The organism is Rummeliibacillus sp. GQ308 (assembly GCF_059759115.1).
This window is the reverse complement of sequence record NZ_JCAXDQ010000001.1, coordinates 919,679-941,172: the sequence shown is the minus strand read 5'-3', so window position 1 is coordinate 941,172 and position 21,494 is coordinate 919,679. Positions and strand designations below refer to the sequence as shown.

Annotated in this window: 18 protein-coding genes; 3 read left to right on the top strand and 15 right to left on the bottom strand. The window is 37.4% G+C overall.

What is annotated here, in order from left to right; genetic code table 11:
- Positions 1–10 precede the first annotated feature (10 nt).
- The 9 genes from AC6CHJ_RS04450 to mutS form a co-directional block, all read right to left on the bottom strand.
- Positions 11–394, bottom strand: coding sequence for a MerR family transcriptional regulator (locus tag AC6CHJ_RS04450; protein ID WP_147194037.1), 384 nt, complete (start codon positions 392–394; stop codon positions 11–13).
- Positions 395–599: 205 nt separating this feature from the next.
- On the bottom strand, positions 600–1,859 hold the full coding sequence (locus AC6CHJ_RS04445) for a methionine gamma-lyase family protein (RefSeq protein WP_498287416.1): 1,260 nt from the start codon (positions 1,857–1,859) through the stop codon (positions 600–602).
- A gap of 103 nt (positions 1,860–1,962) precedes the next feature.
- A complete protein-coding gene (locus tag AC6CHJ_RS04440) occupies positions 1,963–2,262 on the bottom strand; it encodes a rhodanese-like domain-containing protein (RefSeq protein WP_066785861.1) in 300 nt (99 codons plus the stop codon).
- 208 nt (positions 2,263–2,470) lie between these two features.
- A complete protein-coding gene (gene hfq, locus AC6CHJ_RS04435; protein ID WP_066785859.1) occupies positions 2,471–2,698 on the bottom strand; it encodes an RNA chaperone Hfq in 228 nt (75 codons plus the stop codon).
- Positions 2,699–2,755: 57 nt separating this feature from the next.
- Positions 2,756–3,673 carry a tRNA (adenosine(37)-N6)-dimethylallyltransferase MiaA gene (gene miaA / locus AC6CHJ_RS04430; protein ID WP_147194041.1) on the bottom strand — a complete coding sequence of 306 codons (918 nt, stop codon included), beginning with the start codon at positions 3,671–3,673 and terminating at the stop codon, positions 2,756–2,758.
- Entirely contained in the window at positions 3,655–4,593 is a 939-nt protein-coding gene (locus AC6CHJ_RS04425) for an alpha/beta fold hydrolase (RefSeq protein ID WP_498287414.1), read from the bottom strand. Before AC6CHJ_RS04425 ends, miaA begins: the two co-directional genes overlap by 19 nt.
- Positions 4,586–6,241, bottom strand: a complete 1,656-nt coding sequence (locus AC6CHJ_RS04420; protein WP_147194044.1) for a glycerol-3-phosphate dehydrogenase/oxidase — start codon at positions 6,239–6,241, stop codon at positions 4,586–4,588. Before AC6CHJ_RS04420 ends, AC6CHJ_RS04425 begins: the two co-directional genes overlap by 8 nt.
- Positions 6,242–6,266: 25 nt before the next feature.
- Positions 6,267–8,150: a DNA mismatch repair endonuclease MutL gene (gene mutL, locus AC6CHJ_RS04415; protein ID WP_498287413.1), complete on the bottom strand. Its 1,884-nt coding sequence runs from the start codon at positions 8,148–8,150 to the stop codon at positions 6,267–6,269.
- A 15-nt stretch (positions 8,151–8,165) separates the two neighbouring features.
- Positions 8,166–10,763 carry a DNA mismatch repair protein MutS gene (mutS, locus tag AC6CHJ_RS04410; protein ID WP_498287412.1) on the bottom strand — a complete coding sequence of 866 codons (2,598 nt, stop codon included), beginning with the start codon at positions 10,761–10,763 and terminating at the stop codon, positions 8,166–8,168.
- 319 nt (positions 10,764–11,082) lie between these two features.
- Between mutS and gntK the strand changes: the two genes are divergently transcribed.
- The gene (gntK, locus tag AC6CHJ_RS04405) at positions 11,083–12,627 is read left to right on the top strand and encodes a gluconokinase (RefSeq protein WP_498287410.1); all 1,545 of its coding nucleotides are present in this window, start codon (positions 11,083–11,085) and stop codon (positions 12,625–12,627) included.
- 111 nt (positions 12,628–12,738) lie between these two features.
- On the opposite strand, the gene gnd is transcribed toward gntK, so the two are convergent.
- Positions 12,739–13,635, bottom strand: a complete 897-nt coding sequence (gnd, locus tag AC6CHJ_RS04400; RefSeq protein WP_066785841.1) for a phosphogluconate dehydrogenase (NAD(+)-dependent, decarboxylating) — start codon at positions 13,633–13,635, stop codon at positions 12,739–12,741.
- Positions 13,636–13,773: 138 nt separating this feature from the next.
- On the opposite strand from gnd, the gene AC6CHJ_RS04395 reads away from it, so the two are divergent.
- Positions 13,774–14,619, top strand: a complete 846-nt coding sequence (locus tag AC6CHJ_RS04395) for a MurR/RpiR family transcriptional regulator (protein WP_147194051.1) — start codon at positions 13,774–13,776, stop codon at positions 14,617–14,619.
- A gap of 140 nt (positions 14,620–14,759) precedes the next feature.
- Here the strand turns inward: AC6CHJ_RS04395 and AC6CHJ_RS04390 are convergent, their stop codons facing one another.
- Positions 14,760–16,178 (bottom strand): DHA2 family efflux MFS transporter permease subunit, encoded by a 1,419-nt coding sequence (locus tag AC6CHJ_RS04390; protein WP_147194053.1) that lies wholly within the window; start codon positions 16,176–16,178, stop codon positions 14,760–14,762.
- Positions 16,179–16,346: 168 nt separating this feature from the next.
- On the opposite strand from AC6CHJ_RS04390, the gene AC6CHJ_RS04385 reads away from it, so the two are divergent.
- On the top strand, positions 16,347–16,889 hold the full coding sequence (locus tag AC6CHJ_RS04385; protein ID WP_147194054.1) for a TetR/AcrR family transcriptional regulator: 543 nt from the start codon (positions 16,347–16,349) through the stop codon (positions 16,887–16,889).
- A gap of 144 nt (positions 16,890–17,033) precedes the next feature.
- Here the strand turns inward: AC6CHJ_RS04385 and AC6CHJ_RS04380 are convergent, their stop codons facing one another.
- The 4 genes from AC6CHJ_RS04380 to miaB form a co-directional block, all read right to left on the bottom strand.
- Entirely contained in the window at positions 17,034–18,362 is a 1,329-nt protein-coding gene (locus AC6CHJ_RS04380) for a GntT/GntP/DsdX family permease (RefSeq protein ID WP_147194056.1), read from the bottom strand.
- Positions 18,363–18,650: 288 nt separating this feature from the next.
- Positions 18,651–19,205: an outer spore coat protein CotE gene (gene cotE, locus AC6CHJ_RS04375; RefSeq protein ID WP_066791840.1), complete on the bottom strand. Its 555-nt coding sequence runs from the start codon at positions 19,203–19,205 to the stop codon at positions 18,651–18,653.
- 146 nt (positions 19,206–19,351) lie between these two features.
- Entirely contained in the window at positions 19,352–19,786 is a 435-nt protein-coding gene (locus tag AC6CHJ_RS04370; protein WP_066785828.1) for a YlbF/YmcA family competence regulator, read from the bottom strand.
- Entirely contained in the window at positions 19,786–21,333 is a 1,548-nt protein-coding gene (gene miaB / locus AC6CHJ_RS04365; protein WP_498287408.1) for a tRNA (N6-isopentenyl adenosine(37)-C2)-methylthiotransferase MiaB, read from the bottom strand. Before miaB ends, AC6CHJ_RS04370 begins: the two co-directional genes overlap by 1 nt.
- Between the last annotated feature and the right edge of the window lie 161 nt (positions 21,334–21,494).

The window sequence follows — 21,494 nt, the reverse complement described above, 5'->3', positions numbered from 1 at the left end:
TTTTTAGGTGTTATGAAAAGAAACGAGATAAATCTCCATGTCGGATAGAGGTTTTTTGCATACTTTGCGCTTGACGCATTTCTTCTCGTAAAATCCTTCTTAAATCTTCATCAGTAATTTCTTTCTTCAATTGCTTGGTAACAAGCGGTTCATTTTTCATTTCAAATACTTTTTTAATTCCAGCCATATTGATACCTTGTTCTAATAAATCCTTAATCTCTAATAAATCATCAACATCATTTAATGAAAACATCCGGCGATTCCCTTCAGTTCTTGCTGGAACAATGAGCTCATGTTCTTCGTAATAGCGAATTTGACGAGCGGTTAAATCAGTTAGTTGCATCACAATGCTAATTGGCAGCAAAGGCATAGTCTTTCTAATCTCTTTATTCAAATCCTTCACCTCACCTTTCACAAGTTAATTTTATAACATGTTAGCTTTACTGTCAATATAATGTTAGGTTTTCTAACATGTAAATTAAAACTTAATTAACAGGAGTTAAAATACGTATTCATTCCTTTAGAAATATAAAAAAACATCCTTCCTTATATTCGGAAGGATGTTTTATCATCTCTTAATAGCTCTGTTTTCTTACCTTTTATTGTTTAGTGCTTTGAAGTTGTTGAGCTGCACTTAAAATCGCAAACTTTACGTGTTCATATGTCAAGCCACCTTGAACATAGGCAGTGTATGGAGGGCGAAGCGGACCATCCGCTGATAACTCAATACTGGCTCCTTGTACAAATGTACCTGCAGCCATGATCACATCATCGTCATAACCTGGCATAGGAGCAGGTTCAGGTGCAAAGTGTGCATTGACAGGGGAATTTTTTTGGATAGCCTGGCAAAATTGGATCATTTGCTCTGGGGTGTTAAATGAAACTGATTGAATTAAATCTGTTCTTTTTGCATCATAGCGCGGTGATGGAGACATCCCAATATCCTCAAGTACAGCAGCAGTAAATATAGCTCCTTTTAATGCTTGAGACACTACATGAGGAGCTAAAAAGAATCCTTGATACATATCTAACAGTGCGTTAAGAGATGGACCTGCCTCTGCTCCAATACCAGGTGAAGTCATGCGGTATGCGCATTGTTCGACATATTTCGCCTTACCTGCAATATAACCCCCAACTTTTGCTAAACCGCCGCCAGGGTTTTTAATTAAAGAGCCTGCCATAAGATCTGCACCCAGTTCAGTAGGTTCTACTGCATCCACAAATTCACCGTAGCAATTGTCTACAAAAATGATGGCGTCACTTTTAATCAACCGGATTTTTTGAATCATTTCAGCGATCTGATCAATCGTAAACGATGGTCTTGTTGCATACCCCTTAGAACGCTGAATAGCAATTACTTTCGTTTTATCAGATACCCTCTCTTCAACCTGATCCCAATCAATATATTGATCGTCCAATAAGTCAATATGCTGGTAACTAATATTGAAGTCTTTTAATGAGCCAGTGTCTTGATCTCCTCCATCAACAATAGACTGAAGTGTATCATATGGTTGTCCTGTAATATACATCAATTCATCACCTGGTCTCAGCACTCCAAAAAGGCTAAGAGTGATGGCATGTGTACCCGAAATAATTTGAGGTCGAACAAGCGCCGCTTCCGCTCCGAATGTATCAGCATAGATACGCTCTAGATTATCACGCCCTTCATCATCATATCCGTACCCTGTTGAAGGATGGAAATGATGTTCGCTGACATTATTATTACGAAAGGCAGAAAGTACTTTTTGTTGATTATAAAAAGCCATTTCATCCGCACGGTTAAAGTAGGGTTTAACCTTCTCTTCAATTTTCTTTGCTAGCATCAATGTTTCATCTGTTAATGGTGACTTGTAAGCCATTTTCTCTACTCCGTTCTCTCTAATAATTCCAATCATCATTATTATTGTTTAAATAGCAAAAGACGATGCACAAAGCTGTGATCGTCCTCTTTCCATATAAAAATTAAAATTCCAGCTCGCCTTCCCAAGCACTCATGCCGCCTTCAAGATTCGTTACATCGTAACCAAGCCCTTCAAGGTAAGAGCATGCGCTGAAGCTGCGTCCGCCTGCATGGCAAACAAAGATATAAGGGGTTTCTTTATTTAACTCCTCCATACGCTCTGGAATTTGACCAAGCGGGATATGGATCGCTCCAGGAATAATACCATTAGCCACTTCCTCATTTTCTCGAACGTCTACAATATGTAAATCTTCGTTCGCATCTAATTTGTTTAATACTTCTTCAGGTGTGATTGTTTTCATAAATAATTCCTCCAATAATTTTTAAGTATAATATAGAAGGCCGTAAGAAAAAAGAGTTAACCACTGTTATAGCAGGTCAACTCTTTCATCTATGCCGTCTATCAAGTACTATTAGCTTTTAACCATCCAATTTGCAAATGAAAAGTTTAAGTGGCGATTGTCGGTTAAACTCTGGATAAAAACTACACATAAAACGCTGTAACCCTTATTACTCTTCTTCTTGTTGGAATGCGACAGGCTTAGATGGTGCAAATGTAGAAATAGCATGCTTATAGATCAAATGTTGCTTTCCTTCTGCTTCTAGCAAAACAGTGAAATTATCGTATGAACGGATTGTACCCTTTAATTGAAAACCATTTAGCAAAAATACTGTAACAAAAATCCCATTTTTTCTTAATTGATTTAAATATGCATCTTGTAAATTAACTGTTTTCAATCCTTTTCCCCCTCGTTCTCTTTTAAGTATTTATTCGCCAAAGTGATGCCGAATCCTCTATTTGCTTAAAATTTGACTTAATATTTCCACTATACCCATTTCTGCGTTATACCATTCAATTTCCATCTTATTACGAAAATAAGTAAGCTGACGTTTTGCATAATGCCTAGAATTTCGTTTTAGGGTTTCTATAGCTTCATCAAATGAGACTAACCCATCTAAATATGCGTAAATTTCTTTATAACCAATCGCTTTAATAGACTGGACATCGCGAATATCCCTTTTATAGAGCCGCTCCACTTCTTCAAGCAACCCTTTATCGATCATTTGGTCTACTCGCTGATTGATTCGACTATATAGCATTGCTCGATCCATATCTAAACCTATGATCCGATGTTGATAGATTGGAATGTTTCCACGATGCTGTTCTTCATTTGATTTTTTGATTGTGCTGTGTTCTGCCATTTCAAGAGCACGTATGACACGCCTTGTATTATTTGGATGTATAGTGCTGCCTGTTTCGGGATCAACTGACATCAGCTTTGCATGCATAGCTTCCGGTCCTTTTTCCTCTAACTCATCGTAGTAACGACGTCTGATTTCTTCATCAATTTTTTCGTCTGTAAAACGAAAATCATATAGCACAGATTGGATATAAAGACCTGTGCCTCCTACAATAATGGGAAATTTCCCTCTTTCTTTTATTTCATTAATTTTATGTCGTACTAATTGCTGGTATTCTGCTACAGACATTGAATCTGTGGGCTCCTTAATATCCAACAAATGATGTGGAATTCCTTCCATTTCACCTGGGGTTATTTTAGCCGTGCCTATGTTTAAATCCTTATAAACCTGCATGGAATCACCATTGATAATTTCACCATCAAGAGCTTTGGCTAGTTTAATACTTAGTGCTGTTTTTCCCACAGCAGTAGGCCCTACAATCGCTATTACATCTATATCTTTTTGTTGCATTCTTTTTTCTCCAACCAATTCAGTATTGTTTGTATGACAAAGTCATTATTTATTTCATTTAGTATTTCATGACGCATTTCAGTAAACAGCTGTACAGTAATATCTTGCAATCCAGCTCGGCTCAACTGCCTTGCTACACGCCAAACCCCTTTTTCAAAGCCACCTACCGGATCTTTTGAGCCGCTAATTAGTAATATCGGTAAATCTTTTCGAATTCGCGCTACTTCAGCGTGCTTTGATAATGTAATAATACCTCCCAATAAATCTACAAAAAATTGATTGGTAGAGATAAAACCACAATCATCATCCGCTAAGTATTTTTTAATTTCTGCTTCATCTCTCGTGAGCCAATCTACAGCTGTTTTGGGGTGAGTGATTTTTTTGTTGAACAGACCAAAAGATAATTGATTCAACAGCTTACTTTCTTCACGTTTTCCTTTTCCAGCAGCTAACCCTTTTGCCAAATTGGCACCAGCATAATGCTGAACACCGACTGAACCGGTTCCACAGTAAATCGCCTTGCATAGCTCCTCGCTATATAACTCTGAATATCTCCTAGCGACAAAAGAGCCCATGCTATGTCCGAAAAGAATCATTTTCGGCAGTTCGTACTGTGTGCGTATTTCATCAGTTACTGTCTTTACATCTTCTACCACATGTTCAAAACCATTCTTCTCACTAAAAAACCCTTTTACTTCGTGATTTAATTCAGCCGTTTTGCCATGGCCTCGATGGTCATGCATAGAGACAAGATATCCTGTATCTGCTAATTTTTCTGCAAAGCTGAGATATCGCCCTTGATGCTCTGCCATGCCATGTAAAATATGAATATGGCCTTTAATCTCTTGGGTAGGCTCAATAATCGTAGCAGCCAGACGATGACCATCTTTAGCTGCTACGTTGAGTGTTTTCTTATTCATATGATGCTCCGTTTGCAAAGTGTCCTGCATCATAAAGTAGATCTTCTAACTCTTTAGTGAATTTATTTACTTCTTCGGTGGTATATTGCAAATACTTGCTCATCAAGTTGATCACTTCATCTTTATACATCTTCACACTGTCAATATCAAAGTACATTTTAGAAGACCGCCGTACTAAGAAATCTGCTGGTTTATAAGCCATTTCAAATTGAATTGCATAAATCAACTGTGCATGCATAGCAAGAGGCAGCTGAATTCCTTCTTCTCTTGGCAATGTTTGCATAATACGATACAATTCATCAATATTTGTTCCATAACGTCTTACAAGTCTCTCTGCTTCGTTAAAGGTTAAACCATAACGTGTACCTTCTTGTGCCTTGTAATGAACATATGCTTCAAAATTTCCAGAATGAATGCCTTTCGCCCCTGATAGTGACAAATCTTTTGTAATACATGGTCCGACTTTTTTAAATTTATGGCTAGATACAATTTTATCTACTGTTTTCTCTGCCATCTTGCGGTACCCTGTCAATTTGCCGCCTGCCATTGTCAGCAATCCAGTAGGTGATTCCCAAATTTCATCTTTGCGTGATATCTCAGATGGATCTTTTCCTTCTTCATAAATCAGCGGCCTTACACCTGCCCAGCATGATTCTACATCTTCTTCAGACACATCTACATCAGGGAAAATATAATGAATCGTATCTAATAGATAATCAATGTCTTCTTTCGTCGCAACTGGCTTTACTGGATTTTTATCATAAAATGTATCCGTTGTGCCAACATATGTCTTGCCATCCCGTGGAATAGCAAAAACCATACGGCCGTCAGGTGCATCAAAGTAAATAGATTGTTGTAATGGAAAATGCGATTGATCAATAACAATATGGACACCCTTTGTAAGTCGAAGCTTTTTATTATTACTGATTTTATCTTTTTGGCGCATTTTATCTACCCATGGCCCTGTTGCATTCACGACAGATTTTGCTTGAATTGTCCATTTTCTTTGAGTGATTTGATCTCTCACGACTGCACCGGCTACTTTTTTGCCATCGTATACAAAATCCTCAACCATCGCATAGTTTAAGCATACAGCACCTAATTCTACTGCTTTTTTCAGAACTTCAATCGTTAAGCGGGCATCATCTGTACGATACTCTACATAATAGCCTCCGCCTTTAAGCTTATCTTTGTTCAATAATGGCTCTTTCGCTAGAGTTTCTTTCGGTGATAACATTGTACGACGTTCGGATTTTTTGACGCCTGCAAGCCGGTCATACATATTTAATCCTAATGATGTGGATAAAGGCCCAAATGTACCTCCTTTATAAAATGGAAGTAACATCCATTGAGGAGTCGTAATATGCACACCATTTTCATAGACGATTTCTCTTTCTCTGCCCGTTTCTTTTACAATACCGACTTGCAACTGTTTCAAATAACGTAAGCCGCCGTGCACAAGCTTAGTTGAACGACTGGATGTACCCGCAGCAAAATCTTGCATTTCGACTAAAGCTACAGACAATCCACGTGATACTGCATCGAGCGCAATCCCAGCACCCGTAATACCCCCACCTACAACTAAGACATCGAATGAATAGTTGTTCAACGTGTTCATTACTTCATCTCTTTTAATGGCTGAAAACATATTAAATTTCCTCCTTTTGCACTTTTTACATCACGCGTTTAAACATTTTTTCAATTTCATATGTTCTAAAATGAACGATCACTGGCCTGCCGTGAGGACACGTAAATGGATTCTCCCTTAGCTTTAAATCCTCTAATAGTCTTTCCATCTGTGGCTGATCTAAATAATGGTTAGCTTTAATGGAACGCTTGCAGCTCATCATTATTGCTGCTGACTCTCGCAGTTTTTTTATATCCGTTACGCGGCTATGCAGCACCTGTTCAATTAACTCTTCAATAATCTCTGATTCCATATTTACTGGGAACCAGGTCGGATATTCCCGTACTATAAATGAGTTTTGGCCAAATTCCTCGAGATATACACCTACTTCTTCAAGAGCTTTGGTATTTTCCTTCAAAGTGAGTGCTTCATCCGCTGAATAATGGAAGGTCAATGGCAAAAGTAACGCTTGACGTTCATCAGGATTTACTTCCCCAACCTTTTCTTTAAAATACTCATACTTTATCCTTTCTTGCGCTGCATGTTGGTCAATAAGATAGAATCCATCTATGCTTTGCGCCACAATATACGTGCCGTGTATTTGGCCGACAATCTCCAATTCCGGAAATGGTTCTTTGAAAGGTTCAGGATGTTGGCTGTCCTGTGCTTTTGGAACATTAAAATCATCCAATTGCTCAGCGCTCTCATCCACGCCATCTATCATGTCTACTTGCGGCCCATCTTTTAACTCTTCCCATTTCTCCTCTACAATAAAACCTTTGTCTTGTCCTTTTAAATCTTCTGGAATAAAGGATTCTTCCTTTGACTTAGGTTTTTCATTGAATTGTGGTAGGCTCGTCGTGTCGTAATTAACCGTCTTCCAGAAGTTAATTTGTTCTGTAGAACGCGGAATCTTTTTCTTTACCTCCATTATTTCAGGAGGTTGCATTGACTGACGAATCGCACGGTGAAGTGAAGTTTCAATCAATTGGATTAAATCGGGCTCTTTGCTTAAACGTATTTGCTGTTTTGCAGGATGAACATTTACATCAGTTAAATACGGGTCACCTTCAATATGAAGCACAGCTATCGGATATCTGCCTATTGGCAAGAAAGTATGATAGGCATCAATTAACGCCTTTTGAATGGTGTAATGACGCACCCATCGTCCATTGACAAATATAGAGATGTAATTTTTAGAAGCTCTTGTAATTTCAGATGCTGTCGCATAACCAGATATAGTATAGTCATTTGTTTGACCTTCAAAATGTACCATTTTTTTCGCATTAGCCACGCCGTAGATAGCTGCCAATACCTGCCTTACATCACCACGGCCATTCGTTTTAAGCAATGTATTCGCCCCGTGCGCAAGCCTAAATGCGATATCTGGATAGCACAATGCAAGACGGTTCATCAAATCAATCGTATGACCAAGCTCTGTTTGTATAGTCTTCATATACTTTAAACGTGCAGGAGTATTGAAAAAAAGCTGTGAAACAGTCAGGTTAGTTCCCTTGCGCAAAGGCCCCGGTTTTTGCTCTACAATATGTCCACCCTCCATAAAAACTTCAATACCGCTTTCTCCGTTTGAAGTTTCAAGATGAACTTTTGAAACCGACGCTATACTTGCAAGTGCCTCGCCTCTAAATCCTAGCGTCCGGATGCGGAATAAGTCATGCTCGTTGTTAATTTTACTGGTAGCATGGCGTTGAAAAGAGACTAGCGCATCCTCTTCATCCATGCCGCAACCATTATCAATGACTTGGATTGAAGTTAAGCCTGCTTCTTCTAATACTACTTCAATAGTAGTACTACCTGCATCGATTGCATTCTCTACTAATTCTTTCACAACAGAAGAAGGGCGTTCCACCACTTCCCCTGCCGCAATTTTATTGGACAAAAATTCATCCATAATATGAATATGTCCCATTTACTACATCTCCTATTACTTTAATAATTTCTGCTGAAGCGAGTATACAAGCTGCAGTGCCTCCATTGGCGTTGTACCTGAGACGTTTACTTGCTTCAACGTGTCAATAATTTCATTTTCCGATGGCGAATAGTCTGGCTCGACTTTCGTTTGGGGTAACGCCGGCTTCTCTTCTTCAAAAAGGGATAGCTGTGTTTCTTCATGCACAGCTAGTGATTTCTTAGCATTTTTCTCTATATTTTGGTCAGCGCCTTCAAACTGGTTTAGTAATATTCGTGCGCGTTCAATAATAGCAGAAGGCAATTCAGCTAGTTCCGCTACATGAATACCATAGCTTTTATCCGCTGGTCCTTTTTTTACTTTATGCAAAAATACAACTTTACCATCTTGCTCTGTTGCAGAAACATGAACATTCTGAAGCCTCTCTAATTCATTCTCAAGCGTTGTGAGCTCATGGTAATGGGTAGAAAATAACGTATTGGCGCCAATCTTGTCATGGATATATTCCATCATCGACTGCGCTAATGCCATACCATCATACGTAGACGTTCCTCTACCTATTTCATCAAAGAGTAATAAGCTGCTGCTTGTTGCATTAGTGATGGCTTGCTGTGATTCAAGCATTTCAACCATAAACGTACTCTGGCCACCAGCTAAGTCATCTGCAGCGCCAATCCGAGTGAAGATTTGATCGATGATCGGTAATTCTGCTTCATCTGCTGGTACGTAACACCCAATTTGGGCCATCACTGCAATTAATGCAACTTGCCGCATATAAGTACTTTTCCCGGACATATTCGGTCCTGTAATCAGCATCATATTTTGCTCAGCACTTAAAACGCAATCATTCGGTACATATAGTTGCTTGTTCATCATCTTTTCAACTACCGGATGTCGTCCATTTGTAATTTTCATAGAACGTTCAGTGTGAAATACCGGTTTTATAAAATGATATTTATCCGATACCTCAGCAAAGCTTATGAGAACATCTAATTCGCTAATGGAAGCAGCCAATGCTTGTAGTCGAGGAATAAATTGTTTCAATTCCTCTCTGACCTCTGTAAATAGTTGATATTCAAGGACCAGACTTTCTTCTTCGGCATGCAAAATGATAGATTCTTTTTCTTTCAATTCCTCTGTAATATATCTTTCAGCATTTGCCAATGTCTGTTTTCGTTCATAACGAGATAAATCCACTGCATTGATATTGGATTTTGTCACTTCAATGTAATAGCCAAATACACGGTTATAGCCGATTTTCAAATTTTTAATCCCTGTTTCTTGTCGCTCTCTTTGTTCCAATTGAGCTATCCAATCTTTCCCGTTATGTGAAGCATCCCGAAATTCATCAAGCTTTTCATTGAAGCCTTCCCTTATAACGCCACCTTCTTTGACTGAGATAGGCGGATGGTCTGTAATAGCATTACTTAAGTAAGCTAGAACATCATCACACGCGTCAATTACCCGACCTAGCGAAGGAAGTTGATTCCCGTTCGATTTTAATAGCACATTCTTTATAGCAGGAATGTTGTATAGGGAGTCACGTAATTGAGCCAAATCTCTGCCGCCTACATTGCCAAAAGCAACTCTTCCAGCAAGTCGTTCTAAGTCATAAACTTTCGAAAGAAGCTCTTTTAATTCTGCCCTTGCAAAATAATCTTCTAGCAGTTCCGTTACAATGTTTAGGCGTTGTTCAATTGCACCTCGGCTGGCTAATGGCTGATGTAGCCATTGCTTTAATTTCCGACCGCCCATTGCTGTAGATGTATCGTCCAACAGCCAAAGTAGCGTTCCCTTCAAATCACCACGTAATGAAGAAATCAACTCTAGATTGCGTTTGGAGTTGGCATCAATCTTCAAATAATGCTTGGTTTCATGGAAAACAAATGATTGTATGTGACTTAATGAACGCATTTGGGTATGTTCAATATAACAAAGCAATAACTGGCAAGCTTTGTGCAACTCTTTTGGTACATCTGCAAAATAACGTAGTTGGTATTCCGCTATACTATCAACCCTATTCTCGATTGATAGAACAACAGACGAAGAAGAGGCAAGGCTTTGGAAGTCATCGTACACAGCTTCTTCTATCACCAATTCTCTAATATTCAAAGCATGCAGCTGTTGGAACAATTCCTTTTTCTCGCCTTCAATCCACATCGCAGCCGCTTCCCCTGTTGATAGATCAAGATAACTGAATGCAAATTGATTATTATTTAGTTTTACAGCTGCACCAATAAAGTGATTGGACTTACCGTCTAGGTCTTTACCTTCCATAATAGTGCCTGGCGTAATAAGTTGAACCACTTCTCGTTTAACTACACCCTTTGCGACTTTTGGATCTTCTGTTTGTTCACATACAGCTACTTTAAATCCTTTTTGTACGAGTGTTTCAATGTAATTTTGGGCAGAATGATGAGGAACGCCACACATGGGTATACGCTCTTTAGAGCCTGCATCTCTGCTCGTTAATGTAATTTCTAATAATTGAGAAGCACGAACAGCATCATCAAAAAACATTTCATAGAAATCGCCTAAGCGAAAAAATAAAAAAGCATCTTTATAATCTGCTTTTATCTGCAAATATTGTTGCATCATAGGTGTATAAGACATTTTAATACCTCTCTTATGTTGCTAAATCTTATTATTATTATAGCAAATGGGTGTCGAAAAATCGTTTATCAGTCATTGGAAAGTGTTTTTATAGGAAGCCCAGCTACTACCTTTAAAATTTTTAAGGCATTTACGTTACAATCCTTTTCTTCCCTGAATAGAACAGCTAAAATAGAAAAGGAAATATTTTTTCTGAAACTGTTTTATTACAAGAAATAATTTTTATTATTTAATCTATTATATCTATTTAACGTTTCCTTACAATGGTTTTACCAGATGAGCGAAATGAACTTAAAAGATAACAAAAGGAGCCATCTACATGTCAAATAGATCTTATTACCTTGGTGTTGATATTGGCACGACTGCTACAAAAGCTGTTTTATTTGGCGAAAAAGGCCAAGTCATCAGTACACATCGTGCAGGATATCCTTTATATAGCCCAACTCCTAGCGTAGCAGAACAAGACCCAGACGAAATTTTAAATGCAGTAAAAGAAACTATTCGAGTTGCTATTGAGAAGAGCCAAATAAATGTAGAACAATTAAAATTGGTATCATTTAGTGCAGCCATGCATAGCCTTATTGCTATTGGTGAAAACGGGAAACCCCTTACTAGATGCATCACCTGGGCCGATAGCCGTGCCACTGACTGGGCAGAAAAAATAAAAAAAGAAATGAATGGGCATGATATTTACAGTCGAACAGGCACACCGATCCATCCGATGTCCCCTTTATGTAAAATTACATGGCTACGCCACGAGAAAAAAGAGATTTTCTCTAAAACCTATAAGTTTATTAGTATGAAAGAATATGTGTTTCATCATTTCTTCGGACGCTATATAGTGGACCATTCTATTGCTTCTGCAACAGGCATGTTCAACCTTAAAAATGCAGCGTGGGATGAGCAAGCACTGTCAGTAGCGGGCATTACAAAAGACCAACTTTCAGAGCTTGTGCCAACGACATTTTATCTTAATGGTTTAAAACAAGAAGTGTCTGAAGAACTTGGTATCCCTACACATATTCCATTTGTCGTAGGAGCGAATGACGGTGTTCTTTCTAACTTAGGTGTGAATGCAATCGATCCAGGCGTTGTGGCCGTAACAATTGGGACGAGCGGAGCCATCCGTACTGTAACTGACCGACCTGTAACCGATCCAAAAGGACGTATCTTCTGCTACGTACTCACAGATAAGCATTGGGTTGTTGGTGGACCTGTCAATAATGGCGGTATGACATTCAGATGGCTGCGTGATGAACTTGCTTCTTCAGAAGTTGAAACAGCCAAACGTCTAGGTATTGATCCATATGATGTATTAACGAAAATTGCTTCCAATGTAAATCCAGGCTCGGACGGTCTACTATTCCATCCTTATTTAGCCGGTGAACGCGCACCGCTTTGGAATGCCAATGCCCGTGGTTCTTTCTTCGGATTAGGTTTACATCATAAAAAAGAGCATATGATCCGGGCAGTATTAGAGGGTGTTATCTTTAATTTGTATACCGTCTTTATCGCCCTTCAAGAAGTAATCGGTGTGCCAAATAAAATCCAAGCTACTGGTGGCTTTGCCCGTTCTGCATTATGGCGCCAAATGATGGCTGATATCTTCAATCAAGAAGTGTCTGTTCCTGAAAGTTTTGAAAGCTCTTGCTTAGGAGCCATCGTTCTAGGCATGTATGCACTAGGCGAAATTGAAGATTTTTCAATTGTTTCTGATTGGGTTGGTTCTACTCATCTACACAAACCAATCGAAGAAAATGTTGAATTATATGTTGAATTGATTCCTATCTTTATTCGTATTTCTCGGATGCTTTCACAAGAATACGAAGACATTTCCAAATTCCAAGAAAAATGGGTTAAATAAATGTGATGATGTCCTATTACTAGACAATCTGCTCTAGCAATAGGACATTTTTATGCTTAAAAAAAGAGCCAGTCACCCAAAAGGCAAAAGACTCTTCCATTTATTCATTTATTATTTTTTTTCAACTGCATGGCCGCCAAATTCATTGCGAAGAGCAGCTACCACTTTTCCTGTAAACGTATCTTCTTCTAATGAACGATAGCGCATCATCAAAGCAAGTGATGTTACTGGCACTGGCGCTTGTAATTCCAACGCTGTTTCAACAGTCCATTTTCCTTCGCCTGATGAATGCATAATCCCTTTCAATTGATCTAATTTAGGATCTTTTGAGAAAGCATTTTGAGTTAATTCCATTAACCATGAACGAATAACAGATCCATGATTCCACATTTTCGCTACATTCTCGTAGTCATAATCAAACGGACTCTTTTCTAATACTTCAAACCCTTCCGCGATCGCTTGCATCATCCCGTATTCAATACCGTTATGAATCATTTTGAGGAAGTGACCACTACCGGATTTCCCTGCATATAAGTAACCGTCCTCTACACAGATGTCTTTAATAATCGGTTGTATAGTTTGGAAAGCCTCTTCCTCTCCACCTATCATCATACAAGCACCTTCTAGTGCCCCAGAAGTTCCGCCACTTGTGCCACAATCCATAAAGAAGATACCAGATTGCTTTAACTCTTCGGAGATGCGCATTGCTTCTTTATAATGTGAATTCCCGCCATCAATTAAGATATCCCCTGCTTCTAGTAGGCCTTTTAATTGTTCAATCGTTGTTTTCGTAATATCTCCTGCTGGCACCATTAACCAAATAATGCGCGGTTTTGGCATTGCTGCTACAAGCTCCTCTAACGTTCCGAAGCTATTGCCTCCCGCATCTTTAAATTTGGATGTTGCTTCTTCATTCACGTCTGTCGCAAAAACTGTATGTTCATGTTTTAGTAAATTCAAACCTAAATTAAAGCCCATTTTCCCTAAACCAACTAAACCAATATTCACCTAAAACACTCCTTTTCCTTCTGTTTCTTTTATTATAGCGAAAATATTTTCTTTTTTAAATTAAAAATATGAAAAAATATTTCTAACCAGAATTATGCTATACTACTTTTACGAGTATGAACGGAAAGGATTCTAATTATGCCCCATAACACGTTAAAAAAAATTCAATCACTATATCCACGCCTAAGTGAAAAAGAAAAGAAAATAGCTGACTATATTAAAGATAAACCCGAAAAAATCGTTAATCAAACAATTAACGAAGTATCGCAAGACTTAAATATTGCAGATGCAACTGTTTTCCGCTTTTGTAAGCGCTTAGGTTTTAAAGGATACCAAGCCATGAAAATAGCTCTTGCAGCTGAAATCACAAAGCCTATTAAACAAATACATGAAGAAATAAAGGTAGATGATGACGAAATCACTATCTTTGAAAAAATTTTCAAGTCTAATATCCAAACACTTGAAAACACACTCCATGTAATTGATGGATCAGCAATTGTGAAAGCGACTCACTTAATTTGCAATGCAGCTAACATCTATTTTTATGGCACCGGTGGTTCTTCTGTAATCGCTATGGATGCGTATCATAAATTTATTCGGACAGGAAAAAAATGTTTTGCTTTTATTGATTCTCACTTCCAATTAATGTCCGCTTCTCAGCTTTCCAAAGATGATGTAGCCATTGTCATTTCTCATTCTGGACGCAATCAGGATACGTTGCAAATTGCTAAAACTGCTAAGGACAAAGGTGCAGCAATCATTGCAATCACAGGATTCCCTAAATCTCAAATAAGCCAGTTAGCTGATGCCTCCCTCTACACGAGTTCAGAGGAAACAGAATACCGCTCAGAGGCATTATCCTCTAGGATTGGTCAGTTAAGCATTATCGATGCTCTTTATGTAAACACCATGGTGCAGCATAAAGAAGAAGCAAATGTAGCCCTCGAACATATTCGCGATGCTATTGCTAAAACACGTATATAAAAAAGGATAGATGACATGTATCTATCCTTTTTGCTTTATAGGTTCTTGTTTCCTAAAGTAGTATCCGGCAAGTAATAGATAAATCATATAATAGCAGCCAATACAAATTATTTTGTATTGGCTGCTTTTTATGCATTTGTTTAATTCTTTGATTTAGATGGAACAAATAGGGTTAAGACAAGCGCAATAATAGCTAAGATTGTCATAAAATAATATGAATCACTTGAGCCTAAAACTGAAGCAAGAGTTTTGATTACCTTAACTGGAGTATTTGGTGTTTCCTTTAATAATGTTTCAGCATGACTTGTTGTTTGTGCTGTGAAAATTGTAATTACCACGGCAGTACCAATTGCACCAGCAATTTGGCGTAAAGTATTGTTTACAGCAGTTCCATGCGTCACAAGTGCACGAGGTAAAGAATTTAAACTAGCTGTGTTCAAAGGCATTGTGATAAAACTTAATCCTACACGCAAGAAAATAGTCCGTATCATTAAGAAAACAAAGGGAGTTGTCTCTGTTAGATCTGTTACAACCCACATAGAAGGAATAATAAAAATTAATCCTATGATAAATAAAGGTTTCGCTCCAAATCTATCATACAATTTACCTGTCACTGGAGACATTAAAGCATTGACAATCGCTCCAGGTAATAATAGTAATCCAGCTTCAAAGGCAGAGAACCCTCTTCCGTTTTGTAAATATATCGGCAATAGTACCATATCAGCATACATCATCATGGTGACTATAATGTTGATGATGGATGTCAAAGTAAACAATTTATTTTTAAATACTGATAAATCGAGTAAAGGTTCAGTAGATTTAGACTGCTTTAAACAGAAAGTCAGTATTGCAACTATCCCTAGAATGATAGTGCATAATACAACCATATCCTCCCACCCCCTGCTGCCTGCAGAACTAAATCCATATAAAATAAAACCAAAACCGATTGTAGATAAAATAACACTAACTATATCTAGTTTTACTTTTTCTGTTTCTGAAACATTCATTAAATATTTCATTGCTAAAACTATAATTATTATAGTAAAAGGTATGATTCCAATAAATAACCAACGCCATGAATAATACTCTATTATAAAACCTGCTAGTGTAGGAGCAATTGCTGGAGCGAAAATGATGGCTAGTCCGATGAAGCCCATCATACTCCCTCTTTTTTCTGGCGGAAAGATAAACATAACAACACTCATCAAAAGAGGCATAATTATTCCAGCACCAATTGCTTGAATCATACGACCTATTAATAATAATGGAAAGTTTATTGCTACCGCACATATTATTGAACCAAATAATAGGAAACCCATTGAACTTAAAAATAACTGGCGTGTTGAAAATCGTTTCATCAAATAGGCAGTAATAGGTACTAATACTCCGTTAACTAACATAAAACCTGTGGCTAACCACTGTACAGTCGAAGCAGATATTGAAAATACAACCATTAGTTTACTAAATGCAACATTTAAGAGTGTTTGATTTAGAGTTGATAAAAAACAACCCAAAATTAATACTGTTAATAATACTTTTTTATTTATTTTATTGGAAATATTCTATTTCCTCTCGTTAATTTGCTTTTTTAACACTGTGTCAATAAAATAGATAATATCATTTATTTAAATTGATTCCTATTTACAATTTTTTTAGAACTGATAACTATACAACACTTTTTTTAAAGGCATCGTCTTAATATAAGTAAATAGACAAAGGAGACCAAAATGAACAAACAAAAAAAGGAAGACCCTCGCGCCAAACGCTCTAAACAAATGTTAAAACAAGCTGCAGTGGATATATTGATAGAAAACCCTAATATATCAAAACTAACTGTTCAAAAAATATCACAACAAGCAGGATTAAATCGCGCAACATTTTATTTACATTTTTTAGATATAGGAGACCTTTTAAAGCAGTTAGTCCACAATATTTTTGACGACTTGTTGTTGGAAATGTCTCCAACCTTATTCGTTGATGATAAAAACAATAAAGAACAATTAATTGCATTTTTAGATTACTTTTATAAACATCGAAAAATTTTTTCTGTTCTTATTGAACACCCTGGTTTCAAAAAAAAATTACAAATGATCTTAACGGATTCTATTGTCATGAAAAGAGAAAGAAAAAGTAAGGAAATTGAAGTAACAATTTTATCGATGGATATTCTTGCTTCCTCAATCCTCGGTATAATCATGTGGTGGCTAAAAGATGGAGTTCAGTTTAGTTCTGAATACATAGCAACGCAAATTATTGAGTTATATCGCTAATTTTAGAAGATCAATAATATCTTGTATCCGACTTACTATAGTTTCATAAAATAAAAAAGAACATCACTATATAATAAGTGATGTTCTTTTTTTATAGAGGCCAAAGTGTTGTTTTATTAAACACCTGAGAAGACTCACGTTTTTTTAAATAAACGCGTTTAAGATTAATGCAAAGATAAACGCCATAAATGACAGAATGGTCTCTAAAGCTGTCCAAGTCTTAAACGTTTCTTTAATTGATAATCCTAGATATTCTTTAACCATCCAGAATCCTGCATCATTCACATGTGAAAACATTAATGAACCGGCACCCGTTACAATAACCAGTAACTCTAAGTTAACACCAGACATATTCGCAATAATCGGAGATACTATGCCTGCTGCAGTTGTCAGTGCAACTGTTGCAGAACCTGTCGCGATACGAATTAAACCAGCAATAATAAACGCCAGTACTAGAGGAGATACAGAGAAATTCTGTGCCAAATGGCCAATGGTATCACCGACACCACTATCAATCAAGATTTGTTTAAATCCGCCACCTGCACCGATAATCAAAACAATAGATCCTACTGGGACTAAACAATCTTCTGTAAATTTCTTGATAGCCTTGCGATCTTGTCCTAAACGCAGGCCAAGGAAATAGTATGCTGAGAAGACAGAGATCAATAATGCGATTAGCGGGCTACCGATTAAAGTGAATAGTTTTTCAATTGTTTCACTCGCTTTTATATATGGCGCAATAGTACCAAGCACCATTAAAATAACCGGCAAAAGAATAGAAAAGAATGAAATCCAAGTGCTTGGCATTTTGTCCTTTGGTATTTCTTCTACATGGACAAATTCAGGCTCTTCTTCGGGAGTGACACGTTTACTTATAAACTTAGCGTAAAGCGGACCTCCGATAATGCCAGATGGAATGGCAATAATTAAAGAATATAAAAGCACTTTTCCCAAGTTCGCATTGTAGATGCCTATAGCCGCTACTGCTCCTGGATGTGGTGGAACTAAGCCATGAACAATGGATAATCCAGCAATGGCAGGTAATGCAATTAATAAAATATTTTTCTTTGATGCTTTTTGTATCGAAATGACAAGCGGAAGTAAAATTAAAATTCCTACCTCAAAAAAGACCGGAATCCCAATTACAAATCCAGAGAAAAACATAGCCCAAGGCAATTTCTTTTCTCCGAACACTTTTATAAAGTAATTTGCGATGCGTAGCCCTGCCCCCGACTCAGCGAGCATCTTCCCTAGAATAGCGCCAAGTGCGATAATGCCAATTAAGTGGCCGAGCGTCCCACCAACACCGGTTTCATATGCTTTTACGATTTCATCCAGCTTCATGCCAGTGAAAATAGCAAGGAACAGACTAGCAATCAATAAACTAATAAAAGCATGCCATTTAAAGACAGATACACCTAAGATAACGATGACAATCGCTAGCAGTGTAATCAACAATAAATATGCGTCCATTTTACTTCCCCCTTTTATATGTTCTTCTATCATGTAAGCATTTTCATTAGACTTATTATAAGGAAAAAATTTTTATTAATCAATATAGAATATGAAAAAAAAATACATGAACTTATGATATTCTAAGATATACCATTTCTCTTTGTATTCCCCAATACCTTAAAACTATACAATTTAAAACAAAAAAGCCGAGATTTGCTCTCGGCTCAATTTTATACTTTTCCCACTATTAACAGATATCAAGATCAAAACTAACTAGATTGTCACTCTTTCAGAAAAGCAATTGATTTATCCAAATGATGATGATTCTAATCCACTTGAGGAACTGGAAGAGCTAGAAGAACTGGATGAAGAAGAGCTTTCATCTTTAAAGTCCCATTCTTCTTCATCGTCTAATGGATGGATGCTAATGCAAATCGTTGTTTCTCCCACAATTTCCGCCAGTAATTCTCTCTCTATTGTAATAATAAATTTTTCTCCATCCGGACAAATAATGGCCTCAATGCAGTTTGGATGCTGGATGACACGGATGTGCACCTCTTCTTTACCTGTTGACTCGTCTTCATCCCTGTAATGTAGCTTGATTCTTTCTTTATAGGGAATGGATTCTGAATGGACAGCCGTTTTAGAATGATTGTTATAGGCATACCATACATTAATATCATACTTGCCAGTGACTTCGACAAACTTGCCGACTTTTTTTGCAGAATAAGTATGATTGATGACCCAGCATCCTAAGATACTTGATGGATTATTTGGCGGACGCAGGTTTTCTGTGCATTCTGTACTTTTTTTACCCTTTGCAATCACTGCTTTTGTCACAATATGACGTAACTGTTTCAGCATGATTCCTCCTTTATTCCGTTCACCTCATCATATGCGGCTATGGCCTAGCAGGTTCTTAAATCAGTTGAAAAATAAAAATGGACAAAAAAGATGCCTTAAAACAAAAAGTTGTTTTAAGACATCTCTGATGATGGGCTACTAAATTATGAGCAGCTTCCAGGCTGTGAATTACGCACTTTAGATCCTGTTTCTCCTCTTAATACATCGCCGCCTGTTGTTTCCACAATTTCATCTGTTACTCTGTTAGCAATTGAATTTGATACAAGCTGTAATAGGTCGTTGACATCGCCTTGTGATTGTTTAAATTCTACGACGATCGGCAATTCATCAATTTCTGCTTCGATTTTCTCTATTTTTTCATCAATTAATTTTAGTGCTTTTTCTTTTCCGTAATGTTGGAAATTTACAGCTTGTTTTTGTAAGCTTTTTAGACTAGCGATTTTTTCGCGAACAAATTGATTTTCATTAATTTGTGCTTCTGCCCGTTTAAAGAAATCCACTTCTTCAGTATTTGCAATCATGTGTGCAATTTCATGTGCTTTTTTAATAATATCGTCTTTTGTATATAATTCTGTCATTATACCTTCACCTCTTCACTCGCTATTACTTCAACCAATTCACCTGACAAAGACCATGTTTTTGCTTCTGTCACTTTGACTTTAGCTAATTTGCCGATTACTTCTTTAGGTGCTTTAAAGTTAACGAGTTTATTTTTTCTTGTATATCCTGCTAAAACATCAGGATTTCGCTTACTTTCTCCCTCTACCAAAACTTCTACAATTTCACCATCATACTTTTTCAATGCTTTGCCGCAATATTCATTTACCACAGCGTTTAAACGCTGTAGTCTATCTTTTTTCACTTCTAACGGCACATTATCTTGCATTTTAGCAGCTGGTGTTCCAGCGCGAGCTGAATATATATAAGTATAGGCCATTTCAAAGCCTACTTCTTTGTAGAGAGATAATGTTTCTTCGAATTGTTCTTCTGTTTCATTCGGGAATCCCACAATAATATCAGTTGTCAACGCTACATCCGGCATTTTTGTACGAATTTTACGCACTAGTTCTAGATAGCTTTCACGCGTATATTTTCGAGCCATAATTTTCAGCATATCAGATGAGCCTGATTGGACAGGCAAGTGGATATGTTCTACTAAATTGCCTTTCTGCGCTAATACCTCTATTAATGCGTCATCAAAATCTCTTGGATGGCTTGTCGTAAAACGAATGCGCGGAATATCAATTTTACGTAAGTCGTCCATTAAGTGGCTCAAGCGATATTGTCTATTCTCAAAGTCTTTGCCATAAGCGTTAACATTTTGGCCAAGCAGTGTAATTTCTTGATACCCTTGAGAAGCAAGAGAACGTACTTCTTGAATAATATCTTCCGGCAACCGGCTTCGTTCTTTGCCCCTTGTGTAAGGGACGATACAATAGGTGCAAAACTTGTCGCAGCCATACATGATATTTACCCATGCCTTTGTATTTCCTTTACGTACCTTTGGAAGGTTTTCTATAACATCGCCTTCCTTGGACCATACTTCAATCACCATTTCTTTTGAAAGGTAAGCTTCGTTTAAGATTTCAGGAAGCCGGTGGATGTTGTGTGTGCCAAAAATCATATCAACTTGATCATATGTTTTTAATATTTTCTTGACCACTGCTTCTTCTTGGGACATACAACCACAAACACCAATCAGCAGATCTGGATTTTTTAGTTTTAATGGTTTTAGATGCCCTAGCTCACCAAATACACGGTTTTCGGCATTTTCTCGAATGGCACATGTATTCATCAGTATAACATTCGCTTCTTCGACATTTTCGGTTGGTTCATAGCCAAGCTGTAAGAAGATGCCAGCCATTACTTCTGTATCGTGTTCATTCATTTGACAGCCGTATGTACGGATTAAAAATTTACGTCCCGTCCCCATACCCATGAATTGTTCATCGATATTAAAATCCTTATGGTATTGAATTTCTTCCTTGCCGCGTTTTTTGGCATCTTTTAAAGAAGGGGCCGTATACGTGCTTTGAAAATATTTGCTATAGTCTTTTTCAGTATTTGCACTGGTTGACTTAGAATTTATTGCTTGTTGACTAGCTAGTCGTTGTTCTTCGTTCATGGTATTCTCCTTTCGATCGAGTACCCATCTTCCTATTATACTGGAGTTGGAAGGATTCCTACAAGATAAGAGTACGAAATGTTGGCTATTCGCCATAAAATTCTTTTTCGAATAAATAAAAAAGAGATCAAGTTAAATACTTGATCTCTTTTTAAAAAGTT